Origin of the sequence: Paenibacillus enshidis (assembly GCF_042136365.1) — a bacterium.
Classification (GTDB): Bacteria; Bacillota; Bacilli; order Paenibacillales; family Paenibacillaceae; genus Paenibacillus; species Paenibacillus enshidis.
In genome coordinates this window covers 92732-107717 of the sequence record NZ_JBHHMI010000006.1, presented here as the reverse complement: position 1 = coordinate 107717, position 14986 = coordinate 92732, and the positions used below count along the sequence as shown (strand labels likewise).

Annotated in this window: 18 protein-coding genes and 1 tRNA gene; 14 read left to right on the top strand and 5 right to left on the bottom strand. The window is 50.2% G+C overall.

All coding sequences use genetic code 11. The annotated features are described in order from the left end of the window. Window positions 1-55 precede the first annotated feature (55 nt). Window positions 56-436: a helix-turn-helix domain-containing protein gene (locus ACE41H_RS09285; protein WP_375354944.1), complete on the top strand. Its 381-nt coding sequence runs from the start codon at window positions 56-58 to the stop codon at window positions 434-436. A gap of 42 nt (window positions 437-478) precedes the next feature. On the opposite strand, the gene ACE41H_RS09280 is transcribed toward ACE41H_RS09285, so the two are convergent. Next, entirely contained in the window at window positions 479-1114 is a 636-nt protein-coding gene (locus tag ACE41H_RS09280) for a PAS domain-containing protein (protein WP_375354943.1), read from the bottom strand. A gap of 53 nt (window positions 1115-1167) precedes the next feature. After that, window positions 1168-1374, bottom strand: coding sequence for an XRE family transcriptional regulator (locus ACE41H_RS09275; RefSeq protein ID WP_375354942.1), 207 nt, complete (start codon window positions 1372-1374; stop codon window positions 1168-1170). A 175-nt stretch (window positions 1375-1549) separates the two neighbouring features. Here ACE41H_RS09275 and ACE41H_RS09270 point away from each other — a divergent pair, with 175 nt between their 5' ends. Continuing rightward, window positions 1550-1891 (top strand): helix-turn-helix domain-containing protein, encoded by a 342-nt coding sequence (locus ACE41H_RS09270; RefSeq protein WP_375354941.1) that lies wholly within the window; start codon window positions 1550-1552, stop codon window positions 1889-1891. A gap of 86 nt (window positions 1892-1977) precedes the next feature. On the opposite strand, the gene ACE41H_RS09265 is transcribed toward ACE41H_RS09270, so the two are convergent. Next, window positions 1978-2685 carry an urease accessory protein UreF gene (locus ACE41H_RS09265; RefSeq protein ID WP_375354940.1) on the bottom strand — a complete coding sequence of 236 codons (708 nt, stop codon included), beginning with the start codon at window positions 2683-2685 and terminating at the stop codon, window positions 1978-1980. A gap of 264 nt (window positions 2686-2949) precedes the next feature. On the opposite strand from ACE41H_RS09265, the gene ACE41H_RS09260 reads away from it, so the two are divergent. From ACE41H_RS09260 to ACE41H_RS09250, 3 genes are all read left to right on the top strand, one after another. Then, window positions 2950-3032 (top strand) — tRNA-Leu (locus ACE41H_RS09260). 198 nt (window positions 3033-3230) lie between these two features. Continuing rightward, window positions 3231-3512: a hypothetical protein gene (locus ACE41H_RS09255; RefSeq protein ID WP_375354939.1), complete on the top strand. Its 282-nt coding sequence runs from the start codon at window positions 3231-3233 to the stop codon at window positions 3510-3512. A 124-nt stretch (window positions 3513-3636) separates the two neighbouring features. Then, entirely contained in the window at window positions 3637-4089 is a 453-nt protein-coding gene (locus ACE41H_RS09250; RefSeq protein ID WP_375354938.1) for a thiol-disulfide oxidoreductase DCC family protein, read from the top strand. Between the two features lie 50 nt (window positions 4090-4139). Here ACE41H_RS09250 and ACE41H_RS09245 read toward each other — a convergent pair whose 3' ends face one another. Beyond that, on the bottom strand, window positions 4140-5015 hold the full coding sequence (locus ACE41H_RS09245; RefSeq protein ID WP_375354937.1) for a thermonuclease family protein: 876 nt from the start codon (window positions 5013-5015) through the stop codon (window positions 4140-4142). 65 nt (window positions 5016-5080) lie between these two features. Next, window positions 5081-5833: a hypothetical protein gene (locus ACE41H_RS09240; RefSeq protein ID WP_375354936.1), complete on the bottom strand. Its 753-nt coding sequence runs from the start codon at window positions 5831-5833 to the stop codon at window positions 5081-5083. 256 nt (window positions 5834-6089) lie between these two features. On the opposite strand from ACE41H_RS09240, the gene ACE41H_RS09235 reads away from it, so the two are divergent. From ACE41H_RS09235 to ACE41H_RS09195, 9 genes are read left to right on the top strand one after another with little or no spacing between them, the layout of a single operon-like run. Continuing rightward, window positions 6090-7232 carry a P-loop NTPase family protein gene (locus tag ACE41H_RS09235; RefSeq protein WP_375354935.1) on the top strand — a complete coding sequence of 381 codons (1143 nt, stop codon included), beginning with the start codon at window positions 6090-6092 and terminating at the stop codon, window positions 7230-7232. A gap of 10 nt (window positions 7233-7242) precedes the next feature. Next, window positions 7243-8514 carry a TadA family conjugal transfer-associated ATPase gene (locus tag ACE41H_RS09230; protein ID WP_375354934.1) on the top strand — a complete coding sequence of 424 codons (1272 nt, stop codon included), beginning with the start codon at window positions 7243-7245 and terminating at the stop codon, window positions 8512-8514. After that, window positions 8492-9448, top strand: coding sequence for a type II secretion system F family protein (locus tag ACE41H_RS09225; RefSeq protein ID WP_375354933.1), 957 nt, complete (start codon window positions 8492-8494; stop codon window positions 9446-9448). Before ACE41H_RS09230 ends, ACE41H_RS09225 begins: the two co-directional genes overlap by 23 nt. A gap of 11 nt (window positions 9449-9459) precedes the next feature. Continuing rightward, entirely contained in the window at window positions 9460-10335 is an 876-nt protein-coding gene (locus tag ACE41H_RS09220; RefSeq protein ID WP_375354932.1) for a type II secretion system F family protein, read from the top strand. A 14-nt stretch (window positions 10336-10349) separates the two neighbouring features. Continuing rightward, a complete protein-coding gene (locus ACE41H_RS09215; protein WP_375354931.1) occupies window positions 10350-10541 on the top strand; it encodes a Flp1 family type IVb pilin in 192 nt (63 codons plus the stop codon). A gap of 41 nt (window positions 10542-10582) precedes the next feature. Continuing rightward, window positions 10583-11212 (top strand): TadE/TadG family type IV pilus assembly protein, encoded by a 630-nt coding sequence (locus ACE41H_RS09210; RefSeq protein ID WP_375354930.1) that lies wholly within the window; start codon window positions 10583-10585, stop codon window positions 11210-11212. A gap of 37 nt (window positions 11213-11249) precedes the next feature. Continuing rightward, complete coding sequence (locus ACE41H_RS09205) at window positions 11250-13454, top strand: hypothetical protein (protein WP_375354929.1); 2205 nt, start codon at window positions 11250-11252, stop codon at window positions 13452-13454. A 41-nt stretch (window positions 13455-13495) separates the two neighbouring features. Beyond that, a complete protein-coding gene (locus ACE41H_RS09200) occupies window positions 13496-14467 on the top strand; it encodes a pilus assembly protein (RefSeq protein ID WP_375355070.1) in 972 nt (323 codons plus the stop codon). Next, complete coding sequence (locus ACE41H_RS09195) at window positions 14467-14979, top strand: A24 family peptidase (RefSeq protein ID WP_375354928.1); 513 nt, start codon at window positions 14467-14469, stop codon at window positions 14977-14979. Before ACE41H_RS09200 ends, ACE41H_RS09195 begins: the two co-directional genes overlap by 1 nt. Window positions 14980-14986: the final 7 nt, after the last annotated feature.

The following is a 14986-nucleotide window of genomic DNA, read 5'->3' as shown; positions in this document are numbered from 1 at the left end:
ATACATATCCGGATTCAAACATCTTAAGTAAAGTTTGGGTGGAAGGTGGTATCTTATGAAATCGATTTATCAACGGATTGAGGCGCTTATCGCTGAAAGAGGGATGACGAAAAAGGCTTTTTGCCAGCAGCTGGGGATCAGCACTGGTAACTTTGGAGACTGGAAAAGGGGGAAAACAACTCCTGGCACCAACAAGCTGATTGAGATTGCAACTTTTTTCGACATCAGCTTGGACTGGCTTATGATGGGCCGTACCCCGAATCGTGAAATGGTAAATGAAAAGCAGGAGTCTTATTTTTTTGACAATTTAGGGCAATTGAATTGCCAAATTGCTCAGCTTTCCGAGCAGGAAAAAGTATTTATACTCGACTATGTTGAATTTGCTGCTTACCGCAAAAAGAAGAAAAAGAAAGAAGACAAAAATAATGGCTCATAAAGGCCTGTGACAGATATCCTGTCAGGCCTTTATGAACGGCTGTTAATTTGCGTGATTCAGACCCAGTTTTGATGAATATTCGGGATACAGCTTGCGAATGCATTCCGGACAGATATCGTGTGTAAACTCGGCATGGGTATGCTTCTTAAGATAGGACTCGACAGGCTGCCATTCATTGTCTTTGTTCTTGATGTCCTTGCATACGGCACAGATCGGCAGCATGCCGTGAATGGTTCTGATCTGAGTTATTGCTTGAACAAGCCGTGTTTCCTGTAGTTTGAGGCGGGTGATGTCTGTGCTGGAAATAACAATCCCCTCAATTTCCTGATTTTCCGGTTGTATAACTGGAGCAGCCTGCAGCAAATACCACTGGTCCTTGGATGAATGCCTGCAATGAAATTCGCAGCTGTATTGCGATGTATCTCCCTGGAGGACACTAAGGAGTCCGTCATGCAGAGTCTGAACGGATTCCAGGCTGTCGTCACTGCAGAACCATGGCAAAATATCGAAATAGGAGGTCCCGGGCCATATATAGCCAGCCGGAGTTCCTTTATCGATGTGAGCCTGCTCCCAGGCTTGATTAACCGCGTGAATGGTGCCGTTGCGGTCGATCACAACGATTTGCACGGGCAGTGAATTAGCTCCTTCGACCAGATGGATGGACATTGTTTTGGACAACGATTTCACTTCCTTGCTGGTGCGTCCTATTGTAGCAGTTCATTGCTGCAAAATTAGTATTTTTCATTCGGATGTATATCAAGAAGTTTGGCAACCAGCTGTCTGTGGCGGGCGGCTTTCCGTGTGCCGTGAATCAGATTAGAAAGTCGTGACGGGGGTATCCCGTGCAGCTCGCAAAAACTTTTCTGATCCATTTGCAGCTCGGTAAGTCTCTGTTTAATTGCCCACCCGAATGGAGTGATCGGCTTTTTTTTGTTCAAGAAGTTTCACCCCTAACCGATTTTCCAACACTAGCTTCCTATGCTGTATTTCATGGTGAAACGTGCTATAATTAACCATCTGAATTTCATTATATACTTATTTACGTCATTTTACAATCTATAATTACTTACGTGCGTCGTCTTGCTTGAAGTTTTTTTAGGAAGGCGGGTGGATATGCAGTCTATTTATGAACGCATTGAGCTGCTGATCCATCGAAGAGGAATGACGAAAAAAGCTTTTTGTGAGCAGCTGGCCATCAGTACGGGAAATCTTGGAGACTGGAAAAGGGGGAAATCCAAACCGGGCACCAGCAAATTGATTGAAATCGCCGCTTTTTTTGATGTCAGTCTTGATTGGCTTGTCTTGGGAAAAGGTACGCCTGGAGATGCTTCGGAATCCTTTCCGGCATATATCTACAACAAAAGCAGGGAATTGTCAAAGGATGAGCAGTGGTTTATAAAGGAGTACATTGAATTCGTGCAATACCGGCACCATAAGGACAATTCCGAATCCTGATTTCGACAACAAAAAACACTCTAATCGCAGGGGAAGAAAGCGATGGGAGTGTTTTTTGTGTTAGGGGTATATATAAAAATTGGGGATCACGGATGTGTAGGCAGCATACGTTTATTATGATGCAATGGGTTAACGGCGTACGCTGCTCCAAGATTCCAGGCGGGAAAGGGCTTGATGGAATGAACGGGCTCCGCGTCCTTGCCATTTTCCCATTCCTGCTCCATATCCTTCATGATTCTTTGGAGCGCCTGTTTTTTGGAAATCTGTGTTTCATTTAGCTGTTTGGTAGCTTCTTCGACACAGGCATTGACGGCTGCATTTAAATAAGTGATGACCGCCTGCTCCATATCTGCGCCTAATTGAAAATTGATCCAGGCATGCACTGTAGGAAGCGTGCCTACGGCTCTGTAGCGCTGCAATATTTTTTGCAGATCCCTAAAGTCAATCCATGGATACAGCGCTTTGCCCAGCTTGAGCAGACGCTGCCCTGATATGCGGGCACTGCTCAACTGATCGCGGGGTGTTCGCTGCGCATGCAGCATTTTATCAATCAGCGCAATCCGCCAGCCATCATATTGCTTGGAGGCGGCATAAATACCCTTTATAGCCATTCCGTCCATGCTGACCATAAGGCTGTGCATGTGACATTTCATATATGCTTCGACATCTTCCAGTGCTGTTATGCTTCCTTCAGTGATGTGCTGTCTCAATTCGGAAACAAAAGGGAAGCTGCCAATGGGCAAACTGGGATCCAATACATACGCATAATGGAGCAATCGGCTGTTCTTGCTCATTATGGTCCGCCTCCTTAAAATATTACTCATGATTCAAATGTTGAATTTAATGACATATGCATACTTATTGATGTTGAATATGTCGCTTATGTAATACAGTTTTACATTCAATGCAGAGAATTGTCAATTGATTTGCCGAAATTTTACTCGATCAAAATTATTTATGTCATATAATATAACTCGGTTATAATATTTATGTATTTTGTTGATTTTAACTTTACAATTGAGATTAAAAGGAGTATAATAAATCTGTTGCTTAATTAAGCGGTCGTGGTGGAATGGCAGACACGCTATCTTGAGGGGGTAGTGGGCGTACGCCCGTGGAGGTTCGAGTCCTCTCGACCGCATCATTTAACGGAGAAGAGTCCTGTATCATTGCAGGGCTCTTTTTTGCGTATTCATTTTAGGTTTCTATTTCAATACATGGATGATTGTCAATTTGACATGATACTAAAAATTCTTTAATATACTTAGGTGATTCAGAACCGAAATTCCGGCTGGATTCGACAAAGGTATGGACCAAATTTGAGAATACAGGTGATGTTATGTCTTCTTACAAACCGAATATTGTGAACTTTAAAAAAGCCAGCAGCAATGAGAAGGACGGATTATACGAATTTACGATGTATTTGGCTGACGGCACGGAGTGCCGTGTATTCTATCAACGGTATCCGGAATGGACAATGACGAACATCAGCCGCCTGCAAAAAACGCCTTGCCCTGTGTGCCGCAAGGATTATATTTGCAAGTGTATAGAACAGTATACAAGTGATCTGGAGCAGCAGCTGCAGGATAATAATTGGCTGGAGAAGGCAGCGGCTGAATAAGCGGGTGTTCTTCTCTTCGATCAGCATAGATAAGCGGCGGATTCTTAAAATTCCGGCGCTTTTTTGTGCATATCGGAACAAAGCAGCCTGAACAAGGGTATCTATGTTAGAGGAGGTGCTTCTGTTGACCGAAAGAGAGGCAGTCGCCGCAGGGCTGCATGATAAGCATAGGGGGCATTCTATTGTCCTGGTGGACGGTGTATGCCACTTTTGTCAGGGAGCCGTCCAATTCATCCTCAAGCGTGACCCGAAGGGCAGGCACCACTTTGGTTCGCTGCAGTCCGAAGAAGGGAAACGGCTGCTGGAGGCGGGAAATCTGCCGCCAGACCGGCTTGATACACTTGTTCTGTTTGAAGATGGTGCATATTTCACCAAGTCTACGGCAGTATTGCGGATTGCCAGGAATTTGCGCTTTCCCTACCCGCTTGCTTATCTGTTTATCCTCATTCCTCGTCCTATAAGGGATGCTCTATATACTTACATCGCCCGCAACCGGTACCGTTGGTTCGGCAAGGATGACGGCGACGGTGCCCAATGCCGGATTCCTTCACCGGAGGTAAGGGAAAGGTTCCTGTAAGCAAAAAAACGCCAGCGGTGAGAGCGTTTTTTGCTTTAAAAATGGAGTTCCTATCTCGGAGCGCGGAAGCCGGCTTTCTCCGCTTCCGCAACGGTACAGAACCACTGCTCCGGTTTGGTACGCTCATAAGAGGGAGACTCCGGAGTGTGGTAAATTTTATCCCCTTTGGAGTTGATATTGCCTTTGATGGCGCACGCTGTAGCGGGAGGAGACGTTTTCGTGTTTGTCTGTTCTGCTGTGTCGGCGTCTTTTTTGCTCCTGTTATCAATTATTGTGCCATTTTCCATTTCATCCGGGTGAAAGCCGTCCTCCTGTGCGTAATTTTCGACACTCCAGATGCCTTTTCCCTGTTTCTTACTGGTTTTCTGAAGCTCTTCAAATGGATCGACATAACGCACATTCGGCGGGTAGATATAGGCGACACGGGCCAGGCCCTCCTTCAACAGCGTCTCCTGCACCATGACACCGTCTGCATATGCGTAGGCCAGCAAGCGCCCATACTTGTCCCGCTGCGGCCCGACATCAAATTCCAGCTCAATCGTTTTCGCCTGCTCCAGAAGCTGTTTGGTATAAGCTTTTGCTTCCGGGCCAAAGGGCTGTACTCCCAGACGGGGGTGCGACGTCTCAGGTGCATCGATCAGCAGCATTCTCACGGATTCCTCTTTGCCGTCATAGATCACCTTCAGCGTATCGCCATCGACGGCTCTGTCCAGCTTGACCTTTACCCGGGGAAATTCCGTTTTGGAGGATTCCTGTGATTTCTGGACAGCATTCTGATCAGTGTTCCGGACAATGTCCGTGGGCGTCCCGTTCTCCTGGATTAGGGGAGCGGCGCCGCATCCTGCGATCAGTAGGGTCAAGAGCAGTGCTGCAATAATTGAAATCAGTTTTGGCATGTGTGGATGAAAAAAGTTCTTTGTGTTCATGGGTTCTCCTGTCTGTAAGCTAGTTTAAGATTGAATCGGCAGTAATCAGGGGTCCCCCAGGCAGGTTAACTCTTTGAGCGTTTCTTTCTCTGCCGCACCCAGAATAGAACAAGGGCAATTACGGCCAGCAGTACAACCGCCGCCGCTGTGGCAATGCGTCCCAAATTCGGCACACGGACGGCCAGCTCCAGCCGGTTCTCGCTCAGCGGGGAGATGTCCCAGGTCAGAGTTTTGCCGTTACCCGTCACCTGATTCGCATTATGGTCCAGCGGACGAATGGGGAGCGCCAGGTCGAAGCTGAAATCCAGCTGCTGTGCCAGCAGCTTTTTGGCAATAAAGTTCATGCTTTTCAGACTTTTGGTTAATGATTGATCACTGTCGGGGAGCATTTGCAGAAAATCGGCGCTCAACTGTAAGTGATAGTCTGTGGAGAAAAAATGCTTCTCCACCGCGGAGGATAGCGTCATCCCCTTGGGCAACTGCTGCGACAGTTTCTCCAGCGCCTCCGCTGGATCCGTATTGCCGTCGGATTTCGGGGCTGTAAACGTATGGTGCAGCTGAAAGCCCTCCCGCCCGCTTTCCTGAAGCGGTTCAATCTGTATACCGTATTGTTCAAGAGGCTGTGCGTAATCCTCTACAGCTTTCTGCAAATATAATGAGCTTAATGTATTTTCGCTCACGCTGACCTCCACATCCAAATCGACGCTTCGGTCTATATGTACAGTCGCATGTGCATTTCCTCTGGCGCATGAGCAGAGAAACAGCAACAATGCCGCTGCAACGATTAGCCGACCGGAACGGCTGATATATAAGTTCATTCTGACTCACCCTTTCCTGCTGCCGGTGCAATCTTGGCCTTTCAATATTGTACTAAATATAGGCGCTAAAACGAATACAGCCTGTTTAAACTTTTGCATCTGCATTATTTTACAGAAACAGCTTGCCTGGATCACGGGACTGTGATATTCTATCGTTAAAAATATGGGACGTGACGGAAGCACCGTTCACCGGCCGCATGACAGCGGCTGATGAGCGGTGCTTTTTTGCGTTTCCGGACAGAAAGGGGGAGGAGGCATGAATGGTTTGAGGGTTGTTTTGGCTGTGCAAAGCAGGGAGTATATAGAGCCCTTGCTGGATTATTTGCACGGAAGTGAATATGCAGGGCGGATCCGGATGACGGCTTTTTCACAACCGGACGCTTTTTGCCAATATATGCAGGAGGCGGCTGACGGTAAGCTGCCTGATGCGGTGGTGGGAGAAGCAGTGTTTTTCGAGAGCTGGAAGGAACGTGTAGAATCTCCCATGACCTGTTTCCTGTTGAGTGAAGAGGGACGTTCCGTGGCTGGCACGATCCCCATGCGGAAATATCAGCCTGTTCCCCAATTGCTGGCAGGCATTTGGGACGAATGCAGGCGCAGGTCGGACGGGGAGTTGCGCATGAGCAGCCGGGAGGAGACGATGGTGGTGGGTGTTGTCTCCGCATCCGGCGGTATAGGCAAAACGACGGCGGCCCTTAATATGGCCAAGCAATTGGGCAGTGCGGGTTATTCCGTGTTCTATTTGAATCTGGAAACGGCAGACTCCAGTTCACTGTTTGCGCCGTCGGCTGAAGGCGTAACAGGACTTTCGCGTCTGCTTTATGACATGAAGACGAGGGGGACGAATCCTATTGAGTCTGCCGCGGCCTACAGCATGCGGCAGCATGATTTCAAGGCTGACATATTCCAGCCGCTGGCCAACCGCAAGGAAATCGCGGAGATGGCCTGTATGGAGACCTGCGAGCTGATCAAGTTGCTTGCAGGTTCCGGTCAATATGATGTGATTATCGCGGATGCCGATGCCGAACTGAATGCCCGCACGGAGGCTGTCTTGCAGGCCAGCAGCCGGCTGGTCTGGCTGCTGGCCGACGATGTGGTAAGCATGCATAAGTGCAGGCTGCGGCTGTATGAGCTTGAGAGCTCGTATAAAGACGATTACGAAATGCTGATGGACAAGACCCTGTTCGTGCTGAACAGGTATGCTGGCCAACAAGTCAACGAGCTGCCGGCAGAAGGAATGGTTCTGCATGGTGTGCTGCCGTATATTCCCTCGTGGAAACAGATGGACCGGGAAGAACTGCTGTTGAGCTCTCCCATTTATCAGCGCGAGATTCGCAAGCTGTGCAGGGAACTGCTGAACGAGGCTGCCGTGGCGCTACAGGAACCTGTCCGTGCATAAGGAGGAGTGGATGGGGGACGGAATATTTCAGGAGATGCGGCAGGAGATTCGGGCGGGACTGGATCTTACTTCTTCTGTTACGGATAAGGAGCTGATCCGGCAAATCGAAAACAGGGTGCTGTATGATACGAGGCTCGCCGAATTAACCTCACGTGAAAGGTATGCCCTTGTCCGCCGGATCTTTGACTCATTCCGGGGATTGGACGTTCTGCAGCCCTTGGTGGATGACCCGGGCATCAGTGAAATTATGATCAACAGCCATACCGAGCTGTTTGTGGAAAGGGAAGGGGAGGTTATGCGCCTGCCTGTCGCCTTTGAGTCCCGTGAGCGGCTGGAGGATATTATTCAGATGATCGTCGCCGGTGTGAACCGGATTGTGAACGAAGCTTCCCCTATCGTGGATGCGCGCTTAAAGGACGGTTCAAGGGTGAATATTGTGCTGCCACCCATTGCGCTTAAAGGGCCTACCATGACGATCCGCAAATTCCCGGCTGCGCCGCTGACGATGGAGGATCTGATCCGAAAGGATGCCCTGAGTGCAGAAGCGGCCGAGCTGCTGCAGCAGCTTGTGCGCAGCAAATACAATATTTTTATAAGCGGTGGTACGGGGTCGGGGAAGACCACCTTCCTGAACGCATTGTCCCAGTTCATTCCGGCATCGGAGCGTATCATCACGATTGAGGATTCGGCAGAGCTGCAAATTACGACCGTTCCCAACCTGGTGTCCTTGGAAACGAGGAATCCCAATACCGAAGGAAAGGGTGAGGTATCCATTCGTGATCTGATCCGCTCCGCCCTGCGGATGCGGCCAAACCGGATTATCGTGGGGGAGGTGAGAGGCAGCGAGTCGCTTGATATGCTGCAGGCTATGAATACGGGGCATGATGGAAGCTTGTCCACGGGGCATAGCAACAGTGTTCCGGACATGATCAGCAGGCTGGAAACGATGGTGCTCAGCGGTGCGGAGCTTCCCCTTGGCGTCGTGCGCCAGCAGATCAGCTCGGCCATAGATATATTTGTTCATTTGTCCAGACTGCGCGACCGGTCACGGCGTGTGCTGGAGATCAGCGAGGTGATTGGATATAAGGACGGGGAAGTTGTTCTTAATCCGCTGTTTCTTTTTAAAGAATACGCCGAAAGGGAGGGACGCATTGAAGGCAGGCTGGAACGGACCGGATCAGGGTTGCAGCACCGGGAAAAGCTGCGGATGGCCGGGATAAAGCACGAACTGCTCGCGTGGGCTGAAGGAGGTGAAGACAATGAACAGAGGGCGGAAGGATAAAATAGAGCTCCGCCCGGAAGAGCATCGGCAGCCCATTCCGCAGACGGAGACCAGGTCAAGATCACCAGGAAAAACAGCGCATAACAAGGTTAATAAAAGATCGTATTCCCGTATTCGTCCACGAATATCCATTCGCGCTGCAACGCGGGGATCGTCTAATGGCCCGTCTGTGAGGGAAGGTGCCGGGAGACAGCTGCAGGACTATACCGTCTATCGTTTGTCGGCAGGTCAGAGATTAGGCTGCATCATGCTCAGCGGACTGGTGTTTTACGGTGTCGGCTTTCTTTTCTATCACCATTGGGTGATTGCAGGTATGGCATCGTTGGTCGGGCTGCTGGTCCCCCGATATTACAGCAGATTTTTGCTGGAACGGCGGAAGGCCGCTTTAAGCATGCAGTTTAAACAGGCGCTTTATTCGCTTTCTTCTTCCCTGGCGGCAGGGAAATCCGTAGAGAACGGTTTTCGCGAGGCGGTGGCGGACATGAAGCTGCTTAGTCCTGACGGAGATCATGATCTGATCCGGGAGTTCAGCATTATCAGTGCCAAGATGGAATACGGCCAGCCGGTAGAAGAGGCGCTGCAGGATTTTGCCCGGCGGTCGGAGCTGGAGGATATCGTCAATTTTTCCGACGTCTTTGCGACCTGTAAGCGTACGGGCGGCGATCTTGTTGAAGTCGTGCGGAGATCATCGGCTGTAATCGGTGAGAAAATGGACATCCAGCAGGAAATCAGTGTAATGGTCGCGCAGAAGCGTTTTGAGGCAAGGGTCATGTTTGCCACGCCCTTTTTATTCGTGCTGTTCATGAATATTTCAGCGGCGGATTATATGACGCCTCTTTATAGCGGCACCGGAAGATTGATTTCAACAGGATGTCTGCTCTTGCTGGGCTGCTGTCTCCTGTGGATCAACAAAATCATGAAAATCAACGTGTAGGGGGAAGCGATATGGTGATCATCAGCTGCTTCGTGCTGGCATTGCAAATCGGCGGCTGGCTGCTTCTGTACCGGATGCACGGGAAGGAATATGAATCTTATAAAACGGTGCGTGTTGAAGGGCTCCGTCTGCAAAAAATGGCCGCTCCGTTCCTGCATCTTCTGTACAAGTTTCGCATCTTTCAAAAGTTCCCGCTGCTCATGTTCAGGCTGCAGAGGTCTGTGCAAAAGCTTTACGGAATACGCAGCAGTCAGGAGAAAACGATGCTGTTTCTGGCGGAAATGGCGGGTTACTTTTTTCTGCTGCTTGGGGGAGGGTGCATGCTGACACTGGCCATGGGAGGAGACGCGTCAGGGCTGATGCTTGGATTGGGGCTTGGCATTGTGGTGCCTGCCGCGCTCGTAAAGGATCTTCATGCCAAGGTCAGCAAGAGGGATCAGGAAATGATTATGGAGCTGCCTGAGCTGCTGGGGAAAATTATGCTGCTTGTGGGAGCAGGAGAGACGGTACAGCGGGCCATTATCCATTGTACGGAACGGAAAAAGCATCAGCCGGGTCACCCGCTGTACCGCGAATTGACGCAGACGATTGCGGAATGGGAAGGTGGATATTCGTTTCAGCAAGCCTTTGAGCAGTTGAGCCGCCGTTGCGGAATTCAGGAGGTGACCGTGTTTACAACAGCTGTGCTGCTTAACATGCGGCGGGGCGGGAGCGATTTTGTCATGGCCTTGGGCGAGCTGTCACAATCGCTGTGGAATAAGAGGACGGCGATCAGCCGCACACATGGCGAACAGGCCTCGTCCAAGCTGGTTTTTCCGATGGCGGTTATTTTGCTGACCGTAATCGTGCTGGTGGGTGCGCCAGCATTCATGATGATGAATATGTGAGGAGGAATACAAAGGTGATACCAAACGTTAATCATGGATTACAGAAGTTCTGGAAGGAAGAGGAAGGTCTCGGAACTTTGGAGATGATTTTGATTATTGCCATTCTTATTGCGGTGGCGATTATCTTCAGAGAACAGATTTCCAAAATCATCACAGGCCTCCTGGACAAAGCGGATCAAAAAAGCAACGATTTTATGGACTCCTGATGCTCAGGCGGCTGCAAAAAGAAGAAGGGGGGAGCTTCTCATTGGAAGCTTCCCTGGTTATGCCGGTTATATTGCTGCTTATCTTTGTGCTGCTTTTTTTCTGTATTTATTTATACCAAAAAACGATCCTTGTCCAGCTCTCTTCAACCGCGGCGGAGCGATCGGCCTACAGCTGGGACAACAGCCACAAGGAACCGGTCCACGGCGCATTTGCACAAGGAGAAAGAGATTCCTTGTATTGGCGATTGAAGGACGATGCCGCCCTTGGAGCGCTGTTTGGCTGGGCGGGGGCCGACAATGAGGTGAAAGTTGCCATCACGGATGCTGCCGGTGATGACAGTCAGCTCGCGGCGCAAAAAATGCTGCAGGCTGCTGATGGGCTCCCGTCAGGTCTTGATGGGGAGATGAGCTACCGCAACAATCTGATTATGCGGAAAATTACGACGAATTTGGAGAACATGGCGGAAATTCCGCTGCTGAATTCGGTCATGAGCGAGCCTGAAATGAAGTCTTCGGTCTGGGTGAGTATTGTGGATCCGGTTGAGTTTATTCGAACCGTCGAGCTGACGAGATATTATGGCGCGAAATTTTTGGGCAGAGGTGGGGGAACGCAGGTGACGCCTGCGACAGTCGGAAACGTCCTGCAGCAGTATGGGCAATCGGGCATGTGATTCTGTATGAATGAGCATCTACGAAAGGAGCTGAGGCATGTTTCGCAGAGGAAAAGATGAAGAAGGAGCGGTTACGGTTTTTTTGATTATGGTTCTTGCCTTTGTGTTTGCATTTGTGGCCATTTTCATTGATTATGCACGCGTAGCAACTCTTCATGTACAGACTGAGAAGGTGCTTCACGCTGCGCTCAGATCGGTAATGTCCGCGTATGATCCGGCACTGCAGCGTCAATATGGCCTGTTTGCCTATGGCGAGGGAACGGGGGACCGGATCATGACAAAGGTGCTGAATGACAGTGCCAAACGAACCCCGCGGGAGGGCTCACTGGCCTTAATGAATAGCCGCCTGGACAGCAGCTCTCTCAGCATGGAGCGGAAGCTGGGGGCCTATGACATTTTTAATAACCAGGTCCGAGAGGAAATGAAGTATAAGGCGCCTGTTGATTTCACCTTTGAAATTCTGGAGAAGCTGAAGCCTGTTTCCCAGAATATGAAGGAGGCGGCTCACACGGTTGATCTGTTGAAGAGGCTGCAAAAGCTTTATGAGAAGCGGGAAGCAAGGCTTGACAGTATGCTGCGGAAGCAGAGGGAAGCGGCGGAAAGCGCAGGCAACTTGCGCAAGCTGATCATGGAAAATGGCAGCAATTATATTGACGATGCGCAGGATGTCGATAAACCCGAAACCGCCGAAGAAGCTGCCGCTCAGTATAACCCGTATTTGGATTTGTATGAGGATAACAAGAAGAATCCAAGCCTCAGAAAAGAACTGGCTCTACAGGGCTACCGTACAAAGGTCAGCAGGCTGAGGAGTGATATTGCGAAGGAAATGGACAAAATTTTAATCAAGCATAGCAGTCTGCTGCAGGAGGCGGAAACGGAGCTGAATGAAGCGGAGAAAATCAATGCCGAGATGAAGCAGGTCATCGCCGAATACAAAGAGCGCGCTGCTAATGCGGCATATGACGAGGTGTCCAGGGCGCAAACCTCCGGGGGAAGCGCAGGGTCTGCAGACGGCACCATTGCAAGTGCCAGGCAGCAGGCCGAGGATCTGCTTACACCTGATTCTGTATTTCAGTCGCTGAGATCTGGCATCCGTGAGCAGGAGCTGGTGATTAATGCCGTTAACAGCAAGGTGAAGATCATGAATTCAGGCTTGGCGAATATTTCGGCTCGAACGGAGGATGCCGACAGCCTTAAGAACAAGGTCATCCGTGCGCGCAGTGCGCTGGACGAATATTTGAAAGGATATGTTCACCAGGGGGATGATAACAAGCTGACACAGGCGCAGAACCTGCTTGAGAGCAGACGTGGGTCTGATGCAGAGCGCAAACAATTGGAAAAGCAGTCGCAAAACAAGCTGAGAGAGGCTTATCAAATTGTTGAAATGCTGTCCAGCCTGACACAGGGCAACGAAGAATTCAACGAACTCGAACAATACTATCTCGAAAGCCTGCAATTTAATGAAGCCTCTGCTGAGGCAGGGACCCCGGCAGGTATATCCTATGATTCTTACGATGCCGTCGGGGGCGCTATGGACAGCATGGACGGAATGTATGGTTCGACGGCGGGCCTTCTGAACAAGCTGGGTGATGAATTTTTCCAGAACGAATATGCGCTGTCCCGGTTTGAGCATGTGGACTTCAGCCGTTTCGGAGGCCTGATCGGTCCGAACAAAACGGTAGGCAACGCGTCCGAAATTTTGGGAGATCAGCTGCAGGTAAATGGCCAGGAGGTTGAGTACATTTTATACGGTTTTCATAATCCGGCAGGCAATCTTGCAGCAGCATACGGGGAAATATTCGGCATGAGGCTGGCAATCCGGACGATGGAGGGGCTGGTCAAGAACAGCTCCAAGGGGAACCCTCTGCTGGTATTGGCAGCGGCTGTATTATACGGTGTGGAAAAAGCGGTTGAGGATATGATTATGCTGGCGCAGAAAGGATTTGTGCCTTTGTCGGAGTACATAAACTTCAAGATGACCTACAAGGATCATTTGCGACTCTTCCTGATGCTGCACAGCAATAATGAACGTAAAATGTCCCGCATGCTTGCGCTCATCCGCTTTAATACGGGGGTTAATCCTGCTGAGAGGGATACGTATGCCTCCGGTGAGGTTCGCAGCGGCATACGCTTGTGGTTTTTGCCAGGGGTGATGAAAATGCTGGGTACGGCTTCCGGTGAAGGAGAAGAGATCGAAAAGGGTGTTTTTTATGTGACAAAGCAAGCGGTCTTTTCTTACTGAAACGGCCGCGTCTTTTAGGAGGAGGGAGGGCGAGGTTGCGTGTGAGAAGCTGGATGCGCGGCTGCAGGGCAGGACAGGAGCAGGGGAGCATTGTTCTGGAAGCCTCGCTGGTGCTGCCTTTATTTATATTTTTTATCCTGTTTTTTATTTATATGGTACAGATGACGCTCATATCAACGGCCCTGCAAAATGCAGCCTCCGAAATGGCCAAGCAGGTTGCATCCAGCATGTATCCGGTATCGCTTGCGCTTGAAGCGGCTGAAGGCACGGCAGACTCGATCGGCCAGATCGAGATCGTTCCATCCTTGACGATTGAGGAGCTTGCCGCAAAGTTCGGCGACACGCTGCCGGAGCCTGCAGGCACCTGGATGGAGGAAGCAGTTCTGGCTGGAAAAAAACCTCTGGAGAAGCTGCGGGGACAGGTGAGCGAGGCTGTAATGGACCCGGTTATGAAACCTCTGTTAAAGCCGTTTATAGAGAAGACCGTTTTGGATTATGAACGGATACATATCACAGGTGTCGTGGTTCCCGGATTTGATGACGGCAGCAGTCCTTATTTCAAAATTGAACTGTCCTATGAGCTGCCGATCAAAGTTCCTTTCATCTACAGGGATACGGTGCTGCAGGCAGCCGCAGAAGAAAGATTATGGATCGGGGATACGGGGGAAGGGGCTGGAGACGGTAGCGGCACAGATCCCGGAACCGTGAATGGAGGCATACAGATTCTTTCCAAGCCGGAACCGGCGATCAAAGGGGTGTACAACACCATTCAGGCCCGGGTTGCTCCGGGAGAATCCGCCAATCTGTCGATCTATTATAAATCAGGCTCCAGTACAGCCAAGCATATCGGATGGACTCAGGCCGATGCCGAGGGTACCGTGGAATGGAACTGGTTTGTTGGGACGAATACAACACCCGGCATTTGGACGTTTGTCATTGAAACAGAAAGTGGTCAGCACATTGAGGTGCAGTTCGAGGTAGTAGAAAAAAATACAGCCAGGGAGCGTGTATGATGGGGGTTATGTATATCGGCTGCGCCATTTTTCTTGCGGCAGCGCTAATAACAGATTTACGGTCTATGAAAATCCCGAACAAGCTGACTCTGCCAGCCGCGCTGGGCGGTTTGGTGGTGCATGCGGTCAGCGGCGGCTGGGAAGGGATACTGTTTGCCTGCGCAGGGCTTGGCACGGGATTTGTTTTACTGCTGGTCATGTACTGGATGGGCGCCGTAGGCGCCGGGGATGTGAAGCTGTTTGCCGGCATCGGGGCATGGACAGGCGCAGCTTTTGTGTTTCAGTCTGCGATTTACTCTGTGATGTTCGCGGGGGTGATCGGTCTTTTCATTGTATTGTGGAAGCGCGAGGCCGTTCTTCGTTTGCGAAGGGTATTGTTTAACCTTGGGGGATTTCTCATATTCCGTGGCGGGAATCCCTTTAAGGCAGGGTGGGAATCACAGTTGCGCTTTCCTTTTATGGTTGCGGTAATTCCCGGGGTCATCAGCGCTTACGTTTACTTAAGCATTTAAGGGGAGG